We start from the raw sequence: 21,066 nt of genomic DNA, 5'->3' as shown, positions 1-21,066 counted from the left end.
GTTACGCCAACCAATCCAGCGTCAGAATCAATCGGCGCTCATCGGCTTTCAAGGCGGGCGAGCGGTGGATCAGGCCGTGGTTTTCGTTGCCGTGCCATTTGGTGCCCTTGAGCAGGGCCACTTCACCACACTGGATCTGCTCGATGCGCTCACTGGGTTCGGCGTCCGGTTGGCTGAGCGTGCGGCGGTCCATGACGCCTTCACGCAACCATTGGCTGCCGATGCCGGCATAGGTGGTGATCAGCCGCACCGGCACATGGTCGACATGAAAGCGCGGGCACATGGCTTTATCCAGCAAGCGCAGGCGCACGCCGATACGTTTGGCACCGAGCAGACAGGCAAAGGCACTGACCAGCCAGGCAACATCGGCGATGAACCCTTCGTAACCTTCAAGATCGCGGCAGCTGGACGCTAAACCCTGCAAGTTCGGCGCGGCGTCCTCGCTAATGAGTTCGATAACCATCGAATCGGCCAACGGCTCGTTAAGTGCCACCAGCAAGGCGCCGAATTCGGCGATATGCAGCGGCAACTGGCGCTGCCACAACGCCAGGTTTACGCCGTCTTCGAGGATGTCTGACAGCGCCAGTGGGCTGTCACCGCGGGTCTGTCGCACCACCGGGCGCAAGGGGAAAACGGGCGCAAGCATCAGGCTGCCTCTTCATACCAGGGGCCAAATGGGTCAGCCAACAGGCGCCAACCTTCAACACCCTGGGCCATTTCTTCATCGGTGAGCAAGCAGGCGTCCAACTCCTCGCGCATGTGGGCAAAATCAATGTTCTGTCCGATAAACACCAGTTCCTGGCGGCAGTCGCCAGTGCTCAGTTGCCAATTGCCCATGATCGCCGCGACGCTTTCTTCATCCTGCGGCCATTGGCTTTTCGGCACGAAACGCCACCAACGTCCCGCAAACCCATGACGCATCAGGCCACCGGCCTGGGACCAACTGCCAGCATCCTGATGCTTGCTGGCCAACCAGAAAAAACCCTTGGAGCGCAACAACTTACCGTTGACCCAGGGGCGGTCGATAAAGTCGAAGAAGCGTTGCGGGTGGAAGGGTCGACGGGCGCGATAGGCGGTGGAGGCAATACCGTATTCCTCGGTTTCCGGCACATGTTCACCGCGCAATTGCTGCAACCAACCCGGCGCTTGCGCGGCGCGCTCGAAGTCGAAGCGGCCGGTGTTGAGGATCTTGTTCAGTGGCACTTCGCCCATGACCATCGGGATGATTTCCGCCTGGGCATTGAGGCGTTCGAGAATCGCCATCAACTCTTCGCGCTCGTGGCTGCTGATCAAGTCGATCTTGCTGATCAGGATGACGTCGGCGAATTCGATCTGCTCGATCAACAGATCAGTGATGGAGCGCTCATCCTCTTCGCCCAGGGTTTCGCCCCGTGACGCCAGGCTTTCGGCGGCCTGGTAGTCGAGCAGGAAATGCAGGCCGTCGACCACGGTGACCATGGTGTCCAGGCGGGCGATATCGGCCAGGCTTTGCTCGTTTTCATCGCGAAAGGTGAAGGTTTCGGCCACCGGCAAGGGTTCGGAAATGCCGGTGGATTCGATCAATAAGTAATCGAATCGACCTTCCTTGGCGAGTTTTCCGACCTCTTCGAGTAAGTCTTCGCGCAAGGTGCAGCAGATGCAGCCGTTGCTCATTTCCACCAGTTTTTCTTCCGAACGATTGAGCGTGACGTCGCGCTGCACCTCGCTGCCGTCGATGTTGATTTCGCTCATGTCGTTGACGATCACCGCCACGCGCAGGTTTTCGCGGTTGCGCAAAATATAGTTGAGCAGCGTGCTTTTACCGGCGCCGAGAAAGCCGGACAACACGGTAACGGGGAGACGATTGGGCATCAGGTGGTCCTCATCAGGGTTGGCCGGTCAAACCGCCCGTTTATGGCGTTCGCGCAGCTCTTCACGTTCTTTGGCTTTGATAAACGGTTCACGGGTCAGGCTGGCCTTTAATGTTATAGTATAACAACACAAATAAGCCAATCCGCTTGCTCCTTACGACGAAGGGCGCAATGCTTGAACGCTTCCCTACCCCGAGAAACACTATGAAACGCCTGTTGTGCGTCGTATTACTGACAGCAGCCTGGCCTGTCTGCGCTCAAGTGCCGAGCCCGCTGGCCAACTGCACGCGCAGCGCCAACCTGCTCGCCTGTGTAGACCCGCAAGGCAATGCCTACAGCGTGGCGACGGTGGGTACCACCACGTATTTGCGCGGTGTTGAGGTGATCGGCAAACGCTACTGGGCCCAGACCAACAGCCGCTATGGCCAGCTGACGTTCTTTACCGGGTTGGCATCGGATGGCGAGGCGTGGGTGGGTTATACCCGGCGTGTGGGCTGGACCACGATCAACCGGTTTTCCAGCTCGGGCGGGGCCAGCGCCAAATTCACCTGCAGCCGCATCACCGGCTGTTAGACCTGACTGTTCTTCTGCTCCTGAACCCAGGCCATATAGCTGTTCATCGGCGGATTCTTCTGGAAGTAGTTTTTCAGGCCGTCGAACAAGCCATCCGCCACCGCCTGTTGGTGACGTGCGGTAACCAGTCGCTGGGCGTCCTGGGCATTGGAAATAAAACCGGTCTCCACCAGGATCGACGGCACATCCGGCGACTTGAGCACCGCAAACCCGGCCTGCTCCACGCGTTTCTGGTGCAGGCTGGTGATGTTTTGCAGGCTACCCAACACTGAACTGCCCAATTGCAGGCTGGAGGCAATGGTGGCGTTCATCGACATGTCGAGAATCACCCCGGCCAACATCGGGTCCTTGTCTTTGAGATTGAGCAACGTGGTAGCCCCCAGCAAATCCGCGCCGTTTTCACGTTGTGCCATGAAGCGTGCGGTGGCCGACGTTGCGCCGCCTTCGGACAATGCATACACCGACGCCCCCGAGGCCGTAAGCCGTGGCGCCGCATCGGCGTGCACCGAGATGAACATGTCGGCCTTGTGCTGGCGCGCAATGTCCACGCGTTTGCGCAGCGGCACGAAGAAATCATCGTTGCGCACCAGTTTCACGTCAAAACCCTTCTCGCGTTTCAAGCGTTTGGCCAGCAATTGGGCGATGGACAGCACCACGTCTTTTTCACGCTGGCCCTTGGAGCCGACGGCGCCCGGGTCTTTACCGCCGTGCCCGGGGTCGACCACCACAATGATGTCGCGCTTGGGGTGGGCTTTCTCCACCAATGGGCTGGGTGCAGACGCAATCTGACGCGGCGCCTGGGTGGCGCTGGTGAGGTCGAGCACCAGGCGGTGCCCCTGCCCGTCCTGAGGTGGCAATACAAAGCTGTTGAGCTGCATCGGCGCGGCCAGGTCGAGCACGATGCGCGTGTCCGCCGTGCCGAAATGTCCCGATCGGATCGAAGTGATGCCGCTGTTTTTCAGTTCCAGTTGAGAAAAATCGCCACTGAGGCCTGCACCGCTCAGATCGATGATCAGTCGTTCCGGTGCGGTCAAGGAGAAGGTCTTGTAGTGCACCGGGCCACTGAGGTCGAACACCAACCGCAGCCTGTCGTCCGAGCGCCACAAACGAGCGTTGCGAATCTGCGTGGCGTGGGCTGCGAACGGCAAAGCAAACAAAGGGCTGACCAGGAGCAGATTAAGAAGCTGACGTCTGTGCATGACAAATACCGCAAATATAAGGAGCGTCCGTACTCGACATGACCGAAAAAGAGCCGGGGCAGAAAATTCATCGTCGACTCTATTGTTATACTATAACATGTCGAATTATTTCCAACGATGGACCTGCTTATGAATGCGCTGACTCTGCCGGATATCGCCGGGCAGGCTTTACGCCAAGCCTTGCCACTCGACTGGGTGGGCATGTGCGGCGTTGCCCTGCCAATCCTGATCGACGGTCAGCGCCTGACCGCCACCGCCGACGCGGGCGTCAGCCTGGACGATGGCAGCGCCCGTGGCATTCATATGTCACGCCTGTACCTGGCGCTGGAGATGCTCGACGAGCAACCCCTCACACCGGCACTTCTGCGCAATGTACTGCAGCGCTTTCTCGACAGTCATGAAGATTTATCTAAGAACGCCTACCTGCGTCTCCATACCCATTTGCTATTGAAGCGGCCTGCGCTGGTGAGCCCTTTGGCCGGCTGGAAGCGCTACCCGGTGAGCATCGAAGCGCGCCTGGAAAACCAGATGTTCCACGTGGAACAAAAAATTGACGTGACGTATTCCTCGACGTGCCCCTGCTCCGCTGCGCTTGCCAGGCAACTGATTCAACAACAATTTCTCGACGACTTCGCCAACACGCCGTTGCAGCATGAAGACGTCCTCACGTGGCTTGGCAGCGCCAACGGTATCGTCGCCACACCCCACAGCCAGCGCAGCAGCGCGCAATTGCATGTGTACCTGCAAGGCGAGCACCTGGCCCTGACCGACCTGATCAACGACGCCGAAGCCGCCCTCGGCACTGCCGTACAAACCGCAGTGAAACGTGCGGACGAACAAGCCTTCGCCCTGGCCAACGGGCAGAACCTGATGTTCTGCGAAGACGCCGCCCGCCGTCTGAACCTCGCCTTGAAGCGCTCGGATGCGGTCAAAGCCTTCCACCTCAAAGTGGTCCACGCCGAAAGCCTGCACGCGCACGATGCCGTGGCTGAAAGCCGCTGGACGAGAGACCCTGCATGATCACCTGCACCGCTTTACGCTGGGGCGCCCCCGGCCAACCGCTTACACCCGCTGTGGATTTCACCCTGCAACAAGGCAGCCTCACCGGCGTGATCGGCCCCAATGGCTGTGGCAAAAGCAGCCTGCTCAAAGTCATCGCCGGCCTGCAAAAGCCATTGGCGGGTAAAGTCGCCGTGAATGTTCCACGCCGTGGTGGCTTGGCGTTCCTGCCCCAGCAACAACACCTCGACCGTCAGTTTCCGATCAGCCTGCAAGAGTTGGTTGCCGCAGGCTTCTGGGGCACCCAACTCGCCCCGCCGCAACGCCGCGAACGCCTGGAGGCGGTGCTGGAAGACTGGTGCCTCGGCGGCCTGGAACAGCGCCCGTTGATGGCCTTGTCCGGCGGGCAGTTGCAACGCGCCCTGCTCGCCCGCATGAGCCTGGCAGATTCGCCGGTGTTGCTGCTGGATGAGCCCCATGCCGCCCTCGACGAGGACGGCCAGGCGCTGTGCTGGAAACACATTCACGCCTGGCATGACCAAGGCCGCACGCTGGTCATCGTCTGCCACGACCTGGCATCCGTGCGCCAACACACCCACCAAGTGCTGCAAATCAAAAACACGGGCTGCATATTCGGCGCCAGTAAAGAACTGATCCGCCCACAGCCCCAGATGCAGGTGGCCTGATGCACTTCGCCGCCCACCTGTGGATGCCCTTCGCCGACTTCGTCTTTATGCGCCGCGCCCTGATCGGCGGGCTGGTGCTGGCATGCAGCACCGCGCCGCTGGGCGTATTCCTCATCCTGCGGCGCATGAGCCTGATCGGTGACGCTGTGGCCCACGGCATCCTGCCCGGCGCCGCCCTGGGCTTCTGGTTCGCCGGGCTCAGCCTGCCCGCGCTGACCATCGGCGGCCTCGGCGCCGGCCTGAGCATGGCTGGGCTGTCGGCGTGGATCACCCGTCGCACCGGCCTGCGCGAGGACGCCAGCCTCGCCGCCATCTATCCCATCTCCCTCGCCGCCGGCGTGCTCATCCTTGGCATCGCCGGCAAACGCCTAGACCTTCTGCACCTGCTGTTCGGCTCGGCCCTGGCGGTGGATGAAACCACCCTCACCGGCATGCTCTGGGTCTCGGGGTTCAGCCTGATCGCCATGGGGCTGATCTACAAACCGCTGTTGCTGGACACCCTCGACCCGCTGTTCCTGCAAACCGTCAGCCGCCTGGGCCCGCTGGCCCACGGGCTGTTTCTGACGCTGGTGGTGCTGAACCTGGTGATCGGCTTCCAGGCCATCGGCGCATTGATGGTGGTGGGTTTGATGATGTTGCCGGCCATCGCTTCACGTTTCTGGAGCCGGCGCCTGCCGGTGTTGATCGCCGTATCGGCGGTGCTGGGATGCCTGTCGGTGTGGCTTGGCTTGTTGCTCTCGTTTTACTACTCACTGCCCAGCGGCCCGGCGATTGTGCTGGTGGCCGGCGGTGGGTACCTGCTGTCCGTGGTCTTCGGGCCGGTGCACGGTTTGCTGCGCCGCCCGCCCTTGCTGTCATCCCAATGAGGTGTTTCCCGATGCGCGCTCTACTCGTGCTGTTCAGTCTGCTGCTGCCGCTGTCGATGGCCCAGGCCGCCGACAAACTCCAGGTGGTTACCAGCTTCAGTATTCTCGATGACATGACCCACCAGATTGGTGGCGATCACATCCAGATCAGCAACATGGTCGGCCCCGACGCCGATGCCCACACCTACGAACCTTCACCGGACGACGCCAAGGCGCTGCTCAAGGCAAACGTCATCATCAAAAACGGCCTGGGCTTCGAGCCCTGGCTGGACCGCCTGGTGACCAGCACCGAAACCAAGGCCACGGTCGTCACCGCCAGCAAGGGCGTGATCTCGCACACCATGGACGAAGACGGCGAAACCATCCCAGACCCACACGCCTGGCATAACCTGGCCAATGCCGAAATCTATGTAAACAACATCACCAAGGCGCTGATCGCCGCTGACCCGGCCAACACCGCCGACTACCAGCGCAACAGTCAAACCTACCTCAAGGAAATCTACCGCCTGCTGGCCGAAGCCAAGGCCAAGTTCGGCGCCCTGCCGGCGGGCAACCGTCGCATCGTCACTTCCCATGATGCCTTCGGCTACCTCGGCCAGGCCTATGGCATTCAGTTCCTGGCGCCCCAGGGCCTGTCCACCGAACGCGAGCCTTCGGCTGCCGAAGTCGCCGCGCTGATCACCCAGATCCGCAAAGACAAGGTCAAGGCCGTGTTCATGGAAAACATCAAAGACTCGCGCCTGCTCAAGCAGATCGCTGATGAAAGCGGCGCGCAGATCGGCGGCACGCTGTACTCCGATGCCCTCGCCGCCGAAGGCCCGGCCAGCACCTTTACCGGCCTGTTCGAATACAACCTCAACACCCTGTGCGCCGCGCTGAGCAAGCCATGAACCTGAGCATGCTCGACCTGGAAAGCGCTGCCCTCGGCAGCCGCTTTCCACTCGACGCCGTGCTCGACGCCCTGCCGTGGAACAGCGATGGCCTGATCGCCGCCATCGCCCAGCAACATGGTAACGGCCAGGTGTTGATGCTGGCCTGGATGAACCGCCAGGCCCTCAACGAGACCCTGGCCACCGGGCACGTCTGCTATTGGTCACGCTCGCGCCGGCAGCTGTGGCGCAAAGGCGAGACTTCCGGCCACTGGCAACAATTGGTCGAAGCACGCCTGGATTGCGACGGCGATGCGGTGCTGCTGATCGTCAACCAATTGGGCCCTGCCTGTCATACCGGCCGCCCGACCTGTTTCTACAACGCCATCGACGGCGACCACGTACACATCATTACGGAGCCTGCTGAATGATCCGCAAGAACCCTTCCGGCGATCTGCCGGTGATTGCCGAATCGGCCTATGTCGACAAGACCGCCATCATCTGCGGCAAAGTCATCATCGGCGAGAACGTTTTCGTCGGGCCCTACGCCGTGATCCGTGCCGACGAAGTCGACGCCAGCGGCGCCATGGACCCCATCACCATCGGCGCCAACTCCAATATCCAGGACGGCGTGGTCATCCACTCCAAATCCGGCGCGGCGGTGACGATCGGCGAATTCACCTCCATCGCCCACCGTTCCATCGTCCACGGCCCCTGCACCGTGGGTGACCGTGTGTTCATCGGGTTCAACAGCGTGCTGTTCAACTGCGTGGTGGGCGACGGCTGCGTGGTGCGCCACAACTCAGTGGTCGACGGCCGCGACTTGCCGGATGCGTTCTACGTGCCCTCCACCACCCGCATCGGCCCCAACACCGACCTGTCGCAATTCCCGCCAGTGAGCGTCAGCGCTTCGGAGTTTTCCGAAGACGTAGCGCGCACCAATGTCGACCTGGTGCGCGGTTACAAAGCCCTGCAAAACGAGTTCTGAGCCATGAGTCGCCTGCTGATCCGCAATGCCCGCCTGGTCAACGAAGGCCGGATGTTCGACGCCGACGTCCTGATCGCCAATGGCCGTATCGAGAAGATCGCGAGCAGCATCCAGGGCTGTAACGCCCCGCTGTCCATCGATGCCAAAGGCCAGTGGCTGTTACCGGGCATGATCGATGACCAAGTGCACTTTCGCGAGCCCGGCGCACCGGAAAAAGGCAGCTTCTACAGTGAGTCCCGGGCGGCGGTGGCGGGCGGGATCACCAGTTTCATGGACATGCCCAACACCCACCCGGCCACGCTGAACCTGCAAGAGCTGGCCGACAAAAAGCGCCGCGCGGCCCTGCATTCGGTGGCCAATTATGGTTTTCACTTCGGGGTGAGCAACGACAACCTCGACACCGTCGCCGCGCTCGACCCTCGGGAGGTGGCCGGAGTCAAAGTGTTCATGGGCGCCTCCACCGGCAACATGCTGGTGGACGACCCACGCATCCTGGAGCGCCTGTTCGCGCAAGTGCCGACCATCCTGCTGGCCCACTGCGAGCACACGCCAAGCATCCAGGCCAACGAAGCGCGTCTGCGCGAGCGCTTTGGCGACCAGATCCCCGCCGTCGCCCATCCGCTGATCCGTGACGCCGAAGCGTGCTATCGCTCATCGTCTTTCGCGGTGGAATTGGCCAAGCGTCACGGCACGCGCCTGCATGTGCTGCACCTCACCAGCGCCCGCGAGCTGGCGCTGTTCGACGACAAACCCCTGGCCGAAAAACGCATCACCGCCGAGGTCTGCGTGCACCACCTGCTGTTCGATGACCGCGACTATCACCGCCTGGGCCACCAGATCAAATGCAACCCGGCGATCAAGACACGCGCCGACCGCGACGCGCTGCGCCTGGCGTTATTGAGTGATCGTCTGGACGTGATCGGCACTGACCATGCGCCGCATACCTGGGCGCAAAAACAGCTGGCCTATCGCGAAGCACCGTCCGGTTTACCGCTGGTGCAACACGCGCTGCCGGCACTATTGGAACTGGTGGCGGACGGGCATTTACCGCTGACCACGCTGGTGGCCAAAACCAGCCACCGTGTCGCCGACCTGTTTGCGATCGCGGACCGCGGTTACCTGCGCGAAGGCTATTGGGCCGATCTTGTGCTGATCAACCCCGTGCCTGAAGGCAAGCCGGTGTGCGATGAACCGGTCCTGGCCCGCTGCGGTTGGACGCCGTTCGCCGAACGCCGCTTTCGCCACAGCGTCAGCACCACCCTGGTGTCGGGCCACCTGGCGTGGCACAACGGCCAGGTGGTCGAAAGCTGCCAGGGCCTGCCGCTGCAGTTTGCGCGTTAAGCGCGCGGTTTGACTGTACCGCAGTCGTTGCCCAGCCACTGGGCGTGGGTATCCAGGCTGCCCTTCTGCTGAATGCCAGTGGCATTGAAGGTGCCGTTCACAGTGGTGGTGAACTCCTTCTGGCTTTGGAAAGTGGCGACGCCGGTGCCCTGGGCTTTCGGGCAACTGAAGCGGAATTTCCACTGGTTGCCGGTCTTGTCGGTCACTTGCTGTTTGCAACCCGATTGCGGGTCGGTCAGGGGGATCGAGTCCGAAGCCACCTGCGCCGGCGTGAGGCACACCTGCACGCCTTTGCCGGCCATGGTGATGCCTTGTTTTTCCAGCATGGCGCGCTGTTCGGGGGTCATCTGTTGCTTGAGCTGACCGAGGATCAGGGACAAGTCCGGCAGGTCCTGGTTATCGACCTTCATATTGCTGGTGGTCAATTCCCACAAGCCCGGCGCCAACATCTGCGCCTGTGCTGCCACCGGCAGCGACAAACCAACAACCATGGCTAAACCAAGCAGACGAGCATTCATCGGGTAACTCCTGGGTAATTGTGGGCGTTAGACGCTGCAAACGGGCCAGCGTTGCATGGCAAATAAAATAGCGACATTCAAGGCCGAACATGGTCTGTTAGGCAATGGACTGCCTGGAGTGATGTTGTTCATGGATTTCTTCGGCCCGCACCTGCTCGCCTACTTCATCGCCACGCTGCACTTTTTCGGGACCCTTGCCGCGATCCATGCGGTGCTGACCGTCAGGACCGCTCAAGGCTCGATCGCCTGGGCCTTGTCACTGATGTTCATGCCCTATCTCACGCTGATCCCCTATCTGATTTTCGGCCGCAGCACGTTCGACGCGTATATCCAGGCCCGCCGTCAGGCCAACCAGGAAATGCACACCGCTATCACCGAGCTGAACTGGCGCCCCTGGGTCGAAGAAGCCCTGGCCGCACGCAACTCCAGCGCCTACGCCTCGCTGCGCGCCATGCCCAAATTGGGGCGCATGCCGTGCCTGGCAAACAATCAAGTACGCCTGCTGGTGAATGGCGATGCCACCTTCAGCGCGATTTTCGAAGCCATCCGCACTGCCAAAACGGCAGTGCTGTTTCAGTTTTTCATCATTCATGACGATGACCTCGGCCGCCGTTTGCATGCCCTGCTCAAGGAAAAAGCCGAGCAAGGCGTCAGCATCTACGTGCTGTATGACCGTATCGGCAGCCACGCCCTGCCCCATCGCTATGTGCAGTCGCTGCGCGACGCCGGGGTCCGCGTCAAGGCATTCGCCACCCGCAGCGGCTGGCTGAACCGCTTCCAGGTCAACTTCCGCAACCACCGAAAAATCGTGGTAGTGGATGGCATCACCGGTTTTGTCGGCGGGCATAACGTGGGCGATGAATACCTGGGCAAAAAACCGCCGCTGGCGCCCTGGCGCGATACGCATGTGCAAGTCACCGGCCCGGTGGTGGCGTGCCTGCAGGAGTCATTTGCCGAAGACTGGTTCTGGGCGGCCCGGGAACTGCCGCCGCTGATCCTGCCCGACGCCTACCCCGAAGACGGCGTGCTCTGCCAATTGCTCGCCAGCGGCCCGGCGGACGCCTATGAAACCTGCTCGCTGTTTTTTGTCGAGGCCATCCACGCGGCGACCGAGCGCGTGTGGATCACCAGCCCGTATTTCGTCCCCGATGAGGCGGTGTTTGCCGCCCTGCGCCTGGCGGTGCTGCGCGGTGTCGATGTGCGCCTGCTACTGCCGTCGCGGCCCGACCACCGCATCGTGTATGCCGCCTCCAGTCTGTATGCGATCGAAGCCGTGCGCGCCGGGGTGCGGGTGTTCCGCTACATGCCAGGGTTCCTGCATCAGAAGGTGGTGCTGGTGGACAGCGAAATCAGCGCCATCGGCAGTGCGAACATGGACAACCGTTCGTTCCGATTGAATTTCGAAGTGATGCTGCTGACCGTCGATGAAGCCTTCGCCAAAGAGGTCGAGCACATGCTGCTGGATGACTTCGCCCACGCCCATGAAGTCAGCCAGGAAGAAAGCCGTGAGACGCGGCGTTTGCAACAACTGGGCATGCGCGTGGCGCGCTTGATCTCACCGATTCTCTAACAAACAACACGGGACAACATGTGGAAGGGGGCTTGCTCCCGATAGCAGTGGCTCAGTCACAGATGCAGTGCCTGACACCCTGCTATCGGGAGCAAGCCCCCACATTTGAAACACCACCGTTCTTCGGTTATCGGTAGATGTCTTCCCGTGTCCACGGCAGTTCATGGCTGCCATCGGCATGCGGCTTCACCGCCAGGATCTGGTGCAGGTTGATCCAACCCCGCGCAAACGCGTAAGCGCAGCCGGCCAGGTACAGCCGCCAGATACGCAGTGCCTGCTCCGGCACCATGTTCGCCGCCGCTTCCAGGTTGTCTTCCAGGCGCTCGCTCCAGTGGTCCAGAGTGCGCGCGTAATGCAGGCGCAGGCTTTCGACATCGACCACTTCAAGCCCTACTTCGCTGATTTCGGCGGTCATCATTGCCAAGTGCGGCAACTCGCCGTTGGGAAAGACATAACGTTCGATAAACTCGCCGGCGCCACGGCCCACCGGGCGGCCGTCGGTATGCTTGGCGGTAATGCCATGGTTCATCACCAGGCCGCCCTCGCGCACCGCGCCGAATAACGTCTGGCAGTACTGCGCCAGGTTGGCGTGGCCGACGTGTTCGAACATGCCCACGCTCACCACTTTGTCGAAGCGGCCGTCCTGGGGCAGGTCGCGGTAGTCGAGCAATTGCAGGTCGACCTGGCCGTCCAGGCCCTCGGCTTTCACCCGCTCCCGAGCCAGTGCCAGCTGTTCTTTACTTAGGGTGATGCCAAATACTTTCACCCCAAACTCCCGCGCCGCGTAACGCGCCAGCCCGCCCCAGCCGCAGCCCACATCAAGCAAATATTCCCCCGGCTGCAAGCGCAGCTTGCGGCACAGGTGGCGAAATTTGTCTTGTTGGGCTTGGTCGATGGACTCGCTGCCGGTTTCGAAATAACCGCAGGAGTACGCCATGTCCTGGTCCAGCCACAGCTGGTAGAACTCGTTGGACAGGTCGTAATGGTAGGAAATCGCCGCTGCGTCAGTTGCCTTGTCGTGGATCGAGCGCACCGGTCGACTGCCCTCGTCGTCCTCGACCAGGGCGTGACTCAACTCGTCACACACCCGGATCACTTCGCTGATGGAGCCTTCCAGCTCCAGTTTGCCCTCGACGAAAGCCTCGCCCAATGTATCGAGCGTCGGATGGGTCAGTTGCGTCACAACCGTGGGGTCCTTCACCACGATGGTCACACTGGGCTCGGGGCCCAAGTTGAATTCATGGCCATCCCAGAGTCGAAGACGCAGCGGTAGCTGTAGATTCTGTAAGGCCGGTGGAAGTTGCGCGAGCATGAGTAGTCCCCCCTTGTTTCAGACGTCTGCTGAGAGGGTAGACCATCCCCAGAAAAAGTAGGAGGCTATCGATTTGATAGCGCTCTTCTATAAGACTCGCCGCTGCAGCAAGCCCTCCTGGATCCATTGCTTGAGCCACGTAACCGCCTGCAATGGCGCACCCTCTGAATAAGTGACTGCCAGTTGCTCGCACAGTTCTGCGAAGGTCCAACCAGTCGTCACCATGCCCGCGATGGCGCATGCCTCGGCGGGCTCAAGGCTGCGGTAGTTGCACACATGCTGATGGCGCCACACCAGGCAGATCTGCGCGGGGTCCAGGGCGTGGCTGCCAGGGAAATCCGCTTGATCTTTACTCGCGCGCCAGATCGCCAGCGAGTTGAAACGGCACAGCAGCGTCTGCACCGACGGCGTCAGCTCAACCTGCAAACCCGGCCAATCCTCAGGTGGCAGCAGCGCCATATCGTCCAGGGCCAGCGGCAAGCCCTGCGGCGCATCGAATGCCAGGGTAAAGGCCCATTCCAACCGCGCCAGCTCCGCCAGCGGCGCGCTGTGCTCGGCCACAAAATGCTCGAGGATAAACGCCGGCAACCGCTCACCCAGCCAGCGCAGGCTGTAATGGGCCGACGGGTAGCGACGCACATAGGCTTCGGCCAGCGCGGCAAATTCCTCATCACCCAGCCAATACAGCACGGCGCCGAAGTCATGGCGCAACACTTCCTGCAACCGCGCCATGTAAGCGTTGTGGTAGATCGCCAGGCCCGTGTCCACATCCAGCGTCGGCCCACCGAGCAAGGTGGCGGCAAAGCCACTGTTGGCCTCAGGCGCTTGCGTTAATAGATGCTGTTCGAAAGCCAACTGCCAATCGATCAGGCGCATAAAGCCCTCCTGGCCAGGGCGCCGGCGCCCAATTCGCGGGCCTTGCTCAGTTCACCGAGCAACTCCTGGAACGGCGGAAAATGGTCATCGCGCTCCAGCAGCGTCGAGACCGGCCCCACATACTCCAGGGTCTGTTGATACAGAGCCCACACCGGATCGCACACCGGATGGTCATGGGTATCGACCACGTAGTCGCCGTAGTCCATATGCCCTGCCAGGTGCAATTGACGAATGCTCTGGGGCGGCACATTGCGAATGAAGGTCCAGGCGTCGAACCCGTGGTTGCGCGAGCTGACATATACGTTGTTCACGTCCAGCAACAACTGGCACCCCGTTAGATGGGTCAGGGCGTTGAGGAACTCCCACTCGGTGAACTCATCCGCCCTGGCGCGCACATAACTGGAGACGTTTTCCAGCACCAGCGGGCGCTGCAACACATCCTGCACTTGGCGAACGCGGCCGGCCACGTGATACAGGCTTTCTTCGGTGTACGGCAGCGGCAGCAGGTCATGCAACTGGTGCGCGCTGCCACGGCTCCAGCACAGGTGATCGGAAACCCACGCCGGCTGGATACGCTCGGCGAGCTGTTTGATCTGTTTCAGGTAGTCGGTATCGAGGGCATGGGGCCCGCCGATGGACAAGGACACCCCGTGCATCACCAGCGGGTAGCGCTCGGCGATGGCATCCAGGAAGTACAAGGCCTTACCGCCCTGCACCAGGTAATTCTCGGAGATCACTTCGAACCAATCCACGGCCGGCGACTGTTCAAGGATCTGCTGGTAATACTCACTGCGTAAGCCCAGGCCGTAACCCAGGCTTGGAAGGCAAGCGGACATGACTCGCTCCTTTGAAACGTGCCCGCAGCGCTGGGGCTGCGCTGCGGTTACACGCGTTGGCCGATTACTCGCCGACTTTGCCGCCCGCCTTGGCGCACTCAGCCTTGGTCATGGCCTTGAAGCCGTGGCCTTTGCAGACTGCCTGGCCTTTGCAGGCGTTTTCAGCGGTCTTGCAATCGTTCATGCCTTTGCACGAAGTCACGCCGTAGCAATGCACTGGCGCATCTGCCGCTTGTACCTGAGTGGCAACACCGGCAAACAGGGTAGCGGCGGCCATCGCGAGCGCGGCACCAGCAGCAGCGGATTTAATCTTCATGGTTGTCTTCCTCATGATCGGTAGGGGTGTCGGACTGAACGGATTGTTCAGTCTCGACACACCCCTAGAGTGAGGCGCCTCACCGGCGTTACAGCCCTGGGCAAAAATTTCTGGAATTTATTCGTCGAGCTTCAACAGCGGCTCTTGAAACCGCAGCAAACGCCCGGCGTTGCCCAGTACCAGCAACGTACTGAGGTTGTGCAACACCGCCGCGATCATCGCCCCCGCCGCCCCCAACCACCCGAATGCGGCAAACACCACGATCGCCAACGTCCAACCCAGGCCAATGATCACATTGACCTGCAAGGTATGCCGACACTGACGACTCAAGCGCACACACGTGCCCAATCGGCGCAGGTCGCTGCCGATCAACACCACATCCGCCGATGCCAGCGCGATATCCGCACCGCCCGCGCCCATGGCGATGCCGACCACACCGGCCTTGAGCGCCAGGGAATCGTTGATCCCATCCCCCACCACCATCGGCCGGAAACCGCTGCCGATTTCCCCCAGCACACGATTGAGTTTGTCCTCGGGCAACGCCTGGGCTTCGACATCGCTGATGCCCACGTCCAGCGCCAGGCTGTCGGCCACGCTTTGACGGTCGCCGGTCAGCAACAGTTGGCGGCCCAGGCCCAGGTCGCGCAGTTCCTGCAAGGCCTGACGCGCTTCCGGCTTGACGCTGTCGGCCAGCAGCAGCCAGGCAAGGAATTGCCCGTCGAGCGCCAGCCCGGCAATCGGGCCGTCATGGGTGGGGACCGTGGTGGTGACAATGCCCAACTGGTCGAACAATTCCGGCCGTCCGAGCGCCGCTTCGCCCTGCCCGGTCTGCGCCACCACGCCCAGACCCTGGCGTTCGCGAATGTCGGTCAACGCCAGCAGGTGTTCCTGAACCGCCAACCCGGCCAACGCGCGGCTGACGGGGTGGCTGCTGGCCGAACCCAGGCTGGCCGCCAGGTTGAGCAGCGCCTGGCGATCCGGAAACGAGGTTTGAATGGACTGTAAACGCAGGGTGCCGAAGGTGAGGGTGCCGGTCTTGTCGACCACCAACGAGGTCAAGTCCGCCAGCTCTTCAAGGAACGCCGAGCTGCGGATCAGGATCCCGTGGCGCGCCGCTACGGCGATCCCGGCAATTGCCGTGGCCGGCGCCGACAACACCAACGCACAGGGGCACGCCGCTACCAGCACGGCGAGCATTGCCTGGGCATCGTTAGTCACAAACCAGGTCACCGCCGCCAGCAACAACACCAACACCATGTAACTGCCCGCATAGCGCTCCAACAGCCGCGTGATCGGCGGCTTGGAACGTTCAGCGTTCTGCATCAATGCGATGACTTTGCCCAGGGTCGACTCATCGCCGGTGCGCGTCACTTGCAGGCGCAACAGCCCGTCGAGGTTGATCGCCCCGCCAAATACCTGCATACCGGCGCTGGCTTCCAACGGTACCGATTCCCCGGTGATCGGCGCCGTGTCCAGGCTCGCCTGGCCGGACAGCACCACGCCATCGGCCGGCACGCGGTCACCGGCGCGCACTTCGACGATATCGCCGGTGTTCAACGTGCCGTTGTCCACTTCGACAATGCTGCCGTCGGCCTGCACCAAGCGTGCGTGGCTGCGGGTCAGCTTGCCCAGGGCATGGATCGCCTCCTGGGAGCCGATCACGCTGCGCTCCTCCAGCACATGGCCGAAGATCATGATGATCGGCAACAACGCAGCGGTCAGCAGATCGCCCGTGGCCCAGGCACCGAGCATGGCCAGGGCGATCAGTTGGTCGGTAATGCCATGCAGGCTGGGGAAGCGCAGGCTGAACCAGGCCGAGCGCATCACCGGCACGGCCACCAGCAACGAGGCGACGCCCAGCAGCAATTGGCTCACACCGCTCTGATCCGGCGCCAGCCAGCGCCACACCAGGCCCAGCATCAGCAAGCCCAGCGCCAACATCGCCAGGGTCAATTGCCGGGCGGCGCTGCGCTGCTCGACGGAGGTCAGCATGGGTGCGCTCATTGCTCGGCTCCCTGGATGATCAAGCGGGAGTCGTCTTTAGGGTCGACCGTGGTCACAGAGCCGGCCTGGCCGAGAATCTTCGGCAGGCGCTCGCGGTACAACCGCAACAGCAGGCCTGGGTCTTTGACCTGGGCGAGGCTGGTGACGGTGGCGGTTTGCGCCTGAGCATTGGCCAGACGCTCGCTGGCCTGGGCGTGGGCCACCTGCACCAGGCGGTCGGCCGCCTGGGTCGCGGTCTGGGTGAGTTTTTCTGCGTCGGTGCGGGCGTTGGCCACCGCTTTGTCAGCCTGCTGGCTGGCAGTGAGCACCGCGTTGAACGCATTCACCGCCGGGCTTGGCAAGCTCGACTGCACGTCCACACGCGTCACTTCGATGCCCAGGCCCAGGCCGCTGGAGGTCAGCTCCCCCAAGCGTTTGTTGATGCCTTGTACCAAGTCACCGCGCAAGCGCTCGCGACGTTCGGCGGCGCCGTTGTCGCTGCCGATCAGTTCGGGTCGCGCCACCAGGATGGTGTCCAGGTCCCGCGCCGCCGTGAGGGCCACGGCACTGCGCGTCACCAAGCGGTCCAGGGCCGGCAAAACGTGGTCGCCCTGCAATACAAAGAAATACGGCTCGGTGACCTTGTAGAACACCCGCACATCCAGTTGCACCACCCCGGCATCGCCGGTCAGCAGGTAACCGGAACCGGCCAGGGCATCGCTCAGGGGTGTGGCGAAACTGGCCACGCGGTCGGCCTGGATCGCGGCATCGGAACGCAGCAGGTTCTCCACTCGCCGCTCGATCACACGGTCGGCCGCCGGCAACAGCACCACCTGCTCGAACGGTTGCGGCCAAGCCAATAAAAGCCCGGCGTTCTGGATGCGGTCCAAGGCGCCGAAGTGCAACACCACCGCACGGTTTTGCGGGTCGATCTGGCGCACATTGGAAAACGCCCAGGCCAACGCCGCCAACACCGTCACCGCGTAGAGCGCCATGAACGTCAGGCGTCCGGCCTGGATCCAGGGGCTGTCCGGGCTGTCACGCTCGGTCATGGCTGAATGTCCTTGGGCCCATCCACCAGCGCACGGAACGGCGCGGCATCGGTGCGCAGGATTATTTTGGTACCCGGCGTGACCACCGTGCCCAGGGTATCCAGCGAACGCAGCAGGTTATACAACTGCGGGTTGCCGGCGTAGGCGCGCCCATAGATCTGCGCCGCCTCGACCCGCGATTGCGCTTCGATATCGGCGGCTTTCACCGTGGCGTCGGCCTGCACGATGCGCGCATCGCGCTCGGCGGCGGAACGGATCTGCGCCGCTTCACGCTTGCCTACGGCGGTGCGCTCGGTGGCGATGGTTTCGCGCTCGGCACGCATGCGATCCACGGTGGCGGTGAGAGTCACCGAGGGCAGCGTCAGACGCTCGACGCCCACTTGGGCCACGCGCACGCCGTAGGTGGTGAGCAATTGTTGGTCGATCTGCTGGCGCAACTGCGCTTCAAAATCAGCAATGCGTACTTGGCTGGCGTCGGTATTGATCAGGCTGGACAGGTCGAAGCTGGCCGCCGTGGTTTCCAGCGCCGAACCGACAAACGTGCGAATCTGCCGCGCCGCTTCATCCGGCTGGTTCTGCACGGCGCGCATAAAGCGCTGCACGTTGTCGGCGTCGCCCTGCACCTGCCACGCCACATAGGCCTGCACGATGATACGCAGGCCATCGCGGGTGCCCACGTCCTGCAAGCCGCTGGAGGTGGTGCGCAGGCGCAGGTCCACCGGGATCGCCGCTTCGAACGGAGCCGGCCAACGCCAGCCCAGGCCCGGCTCAAGCAGTACTCGCGAGGGGTTGCCGAAGCGCGTGATGACCGTGGCTTCGCCGGAGCGCACCTGCACCAGGCTGGCCGCCGCGACCGCAAACAGCACCAGCAACACGGCCCAGGCCATGCGCCGCCAAGGAAAGGGGCCGGCCGCGTGTTCATCGCCGTGGTGGTGATGGTGGTGGCCGTGATGATGGTGATGACCGTGATCGTGAGAATGAGCGCTCAACAGACAGACTCCTTATTGAACGGCTTTACGCGGCACCGAAGGGTCGGCCGGCAAGGTAAAAGAACGCAGATCGATCGTCGGTGCGCCGTCGGCGCCCAGGCGGTGATCCAGAATCAGCAGCTTGGCATTGGCCAGGCCTTGGCTCAGTTGGCCAAGGTATTGCTCCAGCACGAAGGCTTGGCCCGCGCTGGCGTAGGCTTTTTGTTCGGCGGCAAAGCGCAGATTCGCCGCCTGGGCGCCGGCATTCACTTCACGCGCGGTGGCCAGGGCCCGGTCGCGGGCGGTACTGGCTTGCAGCAGCGCCTGGTTGGTGTGCTCACTGGCGGCGCCGCGCTCGCGGGCGATCAGCGCCTGGGCGCCGATCTGCGCGGCTTGCACGCCGTGGTAGGCATTCGCGGCACCGGCCGGAGGGTGGATGGCCTCCACCACGGTGGCGAGAATTTCCACGCCGCTGTCGAGCTTTTGCAGGTCGGCCTGCACGGCGCGGCCGATTTCGTCAGCCAAGAGGGTGCGCTGCTCACCGAGCAATTCGTCGAGGGTGCGCGAGGCGAAGTCATGCACCAGGATGCGGCTGGCGGTGCTGCGAATCAGGCTCGGCACATTCGCGCTGTGATAGGTCGCGGCCAGCGCGGCCTGGTCGGTCAGGCCGATGCGGTAGACGAAACGCACGTCCATATTGACGATCTGGAAGCCCTGCTTGTCGCCACGGCTGCTGGCGATCACCTGGGACTTGTCATTCACATGGCTGGCGTCCCACAAGCGGTTGGCGATGGCGGGCGGCGGGCCTTCGGCCGGGGCCAGCTCAGGCGCGGCGGCTTCGCTGGCGCTGGTAGCCAGTTCATGCACCACGCCGTTTTCCACGCTGATCACGCGGCCCAGCGGCCACGGCAAACCGGCATGCAAGCCCGGGCCGAACACCTGCACGGGTTTGCCAAAGCGCTCATAGATCCCACGGCCTTGCAGCGGCACTTCATGCACGCCGGTCAGCGCCCATCCCACCGTGAGCACTACCAGCAGCACCGGCAAAAATGCGCGGCGCATGTAGGTAAAGGCCCAGATCTGACGCAGGTCGATGCCGAAGCGATTGTGCAATTCATGCTGCAACGCCAGCAGCGGCTGTGGCGGCCAGCGCAGCAGCCCGGCGATAAAACTCTGCGCCATCAGACGCGGTTCGAGGCGCGGTTGGCGCGGGCTGAACAGCGACAACGCGCCCCTCAGCAGAAACTCCACCGCCACCAGCGCCGGCAGCAGGCCGATCAGCACCACCAGGCGCAACGGCCACACCGATTCGGCACCGGCAAACAGCAGGCAAACCGCGCTGACCAGCAGACAGGTAATCGCCACGCGGCTCAACTGGGCCAGTTGCGAAGCTTCCGGCCATTGCGCGGCGGTTTCCTGGGCCAGGCGCCGCTCAAATACCAGCAAGCCAAACGCCAATGCCAACGCCAGCGCAGCGCCAACGCTGGCGGACTGGCCGACCACCGCGGCCGGCAGCGCCAGGTTCCAGAATTCGATAATGCTGATCAGCGCCAGCAGCGACCAACCCGCGAGCCACAACACCGGCGTGCCGATCTGCGCCAGCAAGCCACTGCCCAGACGACCGACCAGGCGTGCATAGACGCCAGGGTCTTCAGCCGGCGCAGGGATCAGCTCAACCGTCGGTTCTTCCAACGCCTGGGCGCGCCAGTCCGCCACCCACCAGGCCGACTGCAACCCCGCCACCAGCACCAGCAATGCCGACGCACAGTTGATCAACACCACCGGCCAGATCGACAACGGGGCAAACAACGCGACAAACAACGCCAACACCCAACCGCCGACGGCCAGCACCGTCAGGCTGGCACCGGCCTGGCGCAATCGACGGGCATGGAACAACCCCTGCTGAAAACGCGGAAGGCCTTCCACCGAAGCGCCGTCAGCTTCTAAATCCACTTGCATCGACTTAACGCCCGCTCACACACAGTTCGTTACGATATAACACGGGGCGTGAAATTTTTGTTCGTTGAATACACCACAGACCCCCTGTGGGAGGGGGCTTGCTCCCGATGGCGGTATGTCGGCCAGGCCTGTAGTGACTGACCCACCGCGAGCGGGAGCAAGCCCCCTCCCACATTTGCTCCCGTGCGCGTTCGAAATCGTGATTAACCCCCCATAAACACGAGCCATCACTGGTGCATGCTGCGTTTAATCGGCACACTCCCAACCAGTTTTTCGCGGGCCCACGGACAAGGAAGCGTCACCTC

At 62.6% G+C, this 21,066-nt stretch carries 21 protein-coding genes; 9 read left to right on the top strand and 12 right to left on the bottom strand.

All coding sequences use genetic code 11. The features are described 5' to 3' along the window. Position 1 precedes the first annotated feature (1 nt). Complete coding sequence (locus AB4O23_RS04335) at positions 2–646, bottom strand: DUF1826 domain-containing protein (protein WP_065879228.1); 645 nt, start codon at positions 644–646, stop codon at positions 2–4. After that, on the bottom strand, positions 646–1,851 hold the full coding sequence (zigA, locus tag AB4O23_RS04330; RefSeq protein WP_017528635.1) for a zinc metallochaperone GTPase ZigA: 1,206 nt from the start codon (positions 1,849–1,851) through the stop codon (positions 646–648). Before zigA ends, AB4O23_RS04335 begins: the two co-directional genes overlap by 1 nt. Before the next feature lie 203 nt (positions 1,852–2,054). Here zigA and AB4O23_RS04325 point away from each other — a divergent pair, with 203 nt between their 5' ends. Then, a complete protein-coding gene (locus tag AB4O23_RS04325) occupies positions 2,055–2,423 on the top strand; it encodes a hypothetical protein (protein ID WP_017528636.1) in 369 nt (122 codons plus the stop codon). Here AB4O23_RS04325 and AB4O23_RS04320 read toward each other — a convergent pair. Beyond that, positions 2,420–3,622: an N-acetylmuramoyl-L-alanine amidase gene (locus AB4O23_RS04320; protein WP_017528637.1), complete on the bottom strand. Its 1,203-nt coding sequence runs from the start codon at positions 3,620–3,622 to the stop codon at positions 2,420–2,422. The genes AB4O23_RS04325 and AB4O23_RS04320 overlap by 4 nt on opposite strands. Before the next feature lie 129 nt (positions 3,623–3,751). On the opposite strand from AB4O23_RS04320, the gene folE2 reads away from it, so the two are divergent. Genes folE2 through AB4O23_RS04285 form a run of 7 tightly spaced genes read left to right on the top strand, consistent with a single transcriptional unit; the run spans position 3,752 to position 9,371 of the window. Then, the gene (folE2, locus tag AB4O23_RS04315; RefSeq protein ID WP_017528638.1) at positions 3,752–4,642 is read left to right on the top strand and encodes a GTP cyclohydrolase FolE2; all 891 of its coding nucleotides are present in this window, start codon (positions 3,752–3,754) and stop codon (positions 4,640–4,642) included. Then, positions 4,639–5,307, top strand: coding sequence for a metal ABC transporter ATP-binding protein (locus AB4O23_RS04310; protein WP_065879227.1), 669 nt, complete (start codon positions 4,639–4,641; stop codon positions 5,305–5,307). The genes folE2 and AB4O23_RS04310 overlap by 4 nt, the downstream gene beginning before the upstream one ends. Beyond that, positions 5,307–6,173 carry a metal ABC transporter permease gene (locus AB4O23_RS04305; protein ID WP_017528640.1) on the top strand — a complete coding sequence of 289 codons (867 nt, stop codon included), beginning with the start codon at positions 5,307–5,309 and terminating at the stop codon, positions 6,171–6,173. Before AB4O23_RS04310 ends, AB4O23_RS04305 begins: the two co-directional genes overlap by 1 nt. Positions 6,174–6,184: 11 nt before the next feature. Beyond that, the gene (locus AB4O23_RS04300) at positions 6,185–7,063 is read left to right on the top strand and encodes a metal ABC transporter substrate-binding protein (RefSeq protein ID WP_065879226.1); all 879 of its coding nucleotides are present in this window, start codon (positions 6,185–6,187) and stop codon (positions 7,061–7,063) included. Continuing rightward, positions 7,060–7,473 (top strand): phosphoribosyl-AMP cyclohydrolase, encoded by a 414-nt coding sequence (gene hisI / locus AB4O23_RS04295; protein WP_017528642.1) that lies wholly within the window; start codon positions 7,060–7,062, stop codon positions 7,471–7,473. The genes AB4O23_RS04300 and hisI overlap by 4 nt, the downstream gene beginning before the upstream one ends. After that, a complete protein-coding gene (locus AB4O23_RS04290) occupies positions 7,470–8,030 on the top strand; it encodes a gamma carbonic anhydrase family protein (RefSeq protein ID WP_003231797.1) in 561 nt (186 codons plus the stop codon). Before hisI ends, AB4O23_RS04290 begins: the two co-directional genes overlap by 4 nt. A 3-nt stretch (positions 8,031–8,033) precedes the next feature. Beyond that, a complete protein-coding gene (locus AB4O23_RS04285; RefSeq protein WP_460062367.1) occupies positions 8,034–9,371 on the top strand; it encodes a dihydroorotase in 1,338 nt (445 codons plus the stop codon). Here AB4O23_RS04285 and AB4O23_RS04280 read toward each other — a convergent pair. Continuing rightward, positions 9,368–9,889, bottom strand: coding sequence for a DUF3617 domain-containing protein (locus AB4O23_RS04280; protein WP_065879225.1), 522 nt, complete (start codon positions 9,887–9,889; stop codon positions 9,368–9,370). The genes AB4O23_RS04285 and AB4O23_RS04280 overlap by 4 nt on opposite strands. A gap of 130 nt (positions 9,890–10,019) precedes the next feature. Between AB4O23_RS04280 and cls the strand changes: the two genes are divergently transcribed. Further along, on the top strand, positions 10,020–11,459 hold the full coding sequence (gene cls, locus AB4O23_RS04275; RefSeq protein WP_116078258.1) for a cardiolipin synthase: 1,440 nt from the start codon (positions 10,020–10,022) through the stop codon (positions 11,457–11,459). A 127-nt stretch (positions 11,460–11,586) separates the two neighbouring features. Here the strand turns inward: cls and cfaB are convergent, their stop codons facing one another. From cfaB to hflK (AB4O23_RS04235), 8 genes are all read right to left on the bottom strand, one after another. After that, complete coding sequence (cfaB, locus tag AB4O23_RS04270) at positions 11,587–12,771, bottom strand: C17 cyclopropane fatty acid synthase CfaB (RefSeq protein WP_017528646.1); 1,185 nt, start codon at positions 12,769–12,771, stop codon at positions 11,587–11,589. A gap of 87 nt (positions 12,772–12,858) precedes the next feature. Beyond that, a complete protein-coding gene (locus AB4O23_RS04265; RefSeq protein WP_017528647.1) occupies positions 12,859–13,647 on the bottom strand; it encodes an HvfC/BufC N-terminal domain-containing protein in 789 nt (262 codons plus the stop codon). Beyond that, a complete protein-coding gene (gene bufB, locus AB4O23_RS04260) occupies positions 13,638–14,483 on the bottom strand; it encodes an MNIO family bufferin maturase (protein WP_017528648.1) in 846 nt (281 codons plus the stop codon). Before bufB ends, AB4O23_RS04265 begins: the two co-directional genes overlap by 10 nt. 64 nt (positions 14,484–14,547) lie before the next feature. Further along, positions 14,548–14,799: a BufA2 family periplasmic bufferin-type metallophore gene (gene bufA2, locus AB4O23_RS04255; protein WP_017528649.1), complete on the bottom strand. Its 252-nt coding sequence runs from the start codon at positions 14,797–14,799 to the stop codon at positions 14,548–14,550. A 117-nt stretch (positions 14,800–14,916) separates the two neighbouring features. Further along, positions 14,917–16,803, bottom strand: coding sequence for a cation-translocating P-type ATPase (locus AB4O23_RS04250; RefSeq protein WP_065879224.1), 1,887 nt, complete (start codon positions 16,801–16,803; stop codon positions 14,917–14,919). Further along, positions 16,800–17,834, bottom strand: a complete 1,035-nt coding sequence (hflK, locus tag AB4O23_RS04245; protein ID WP_017528651.1) for a protease modulator HflK — start codon at positions 17,832–17,834, stop codon at positions 16,800–16,802. The genes AB4O23_RS04250 and hflK (AB4O23_RS04245) overlap by 4 nt, the downstream gene beginning before the upstream one ends. Further along, positions 17,831–18,826 (bottom strand): protease modulator HflC, encoded by a 996-nt coding sequence (gene hflC / locus AB4O23_RS04240; protein WP_370737716.1) that lies wholly within the window; start codon positions 18,824–18,826, stop codon positions 17,831–17,833. The genes hflK (AB4O23_RS04245) and hflC overlap by 4 nt, the downstream gene beginning before the upstream one ends. Before the next feature lie 9 nt (positions 18,827–18,835). Then, positions 18,836–20,761 (bottom strand): protease modulator HflK, encoded by a 1,926-nt coding sequence (hflK, locus tag AB4O23_RS04235; RefSeq protein WP_065879223.1) that lies wholly within the window; start codon positions 20,759–20,761, stop codon positions 18,836–18,838. Between the last annotated feature and the right edge of the window lie 305 nt (positions 20,762–21,066).

It is taken from the genome of Pseudomonas sp. H2_A10, assembly GCF_054680085.1.
This window is presented reverse-complemented; position numbering and strand designations above follow the sequence as displayed.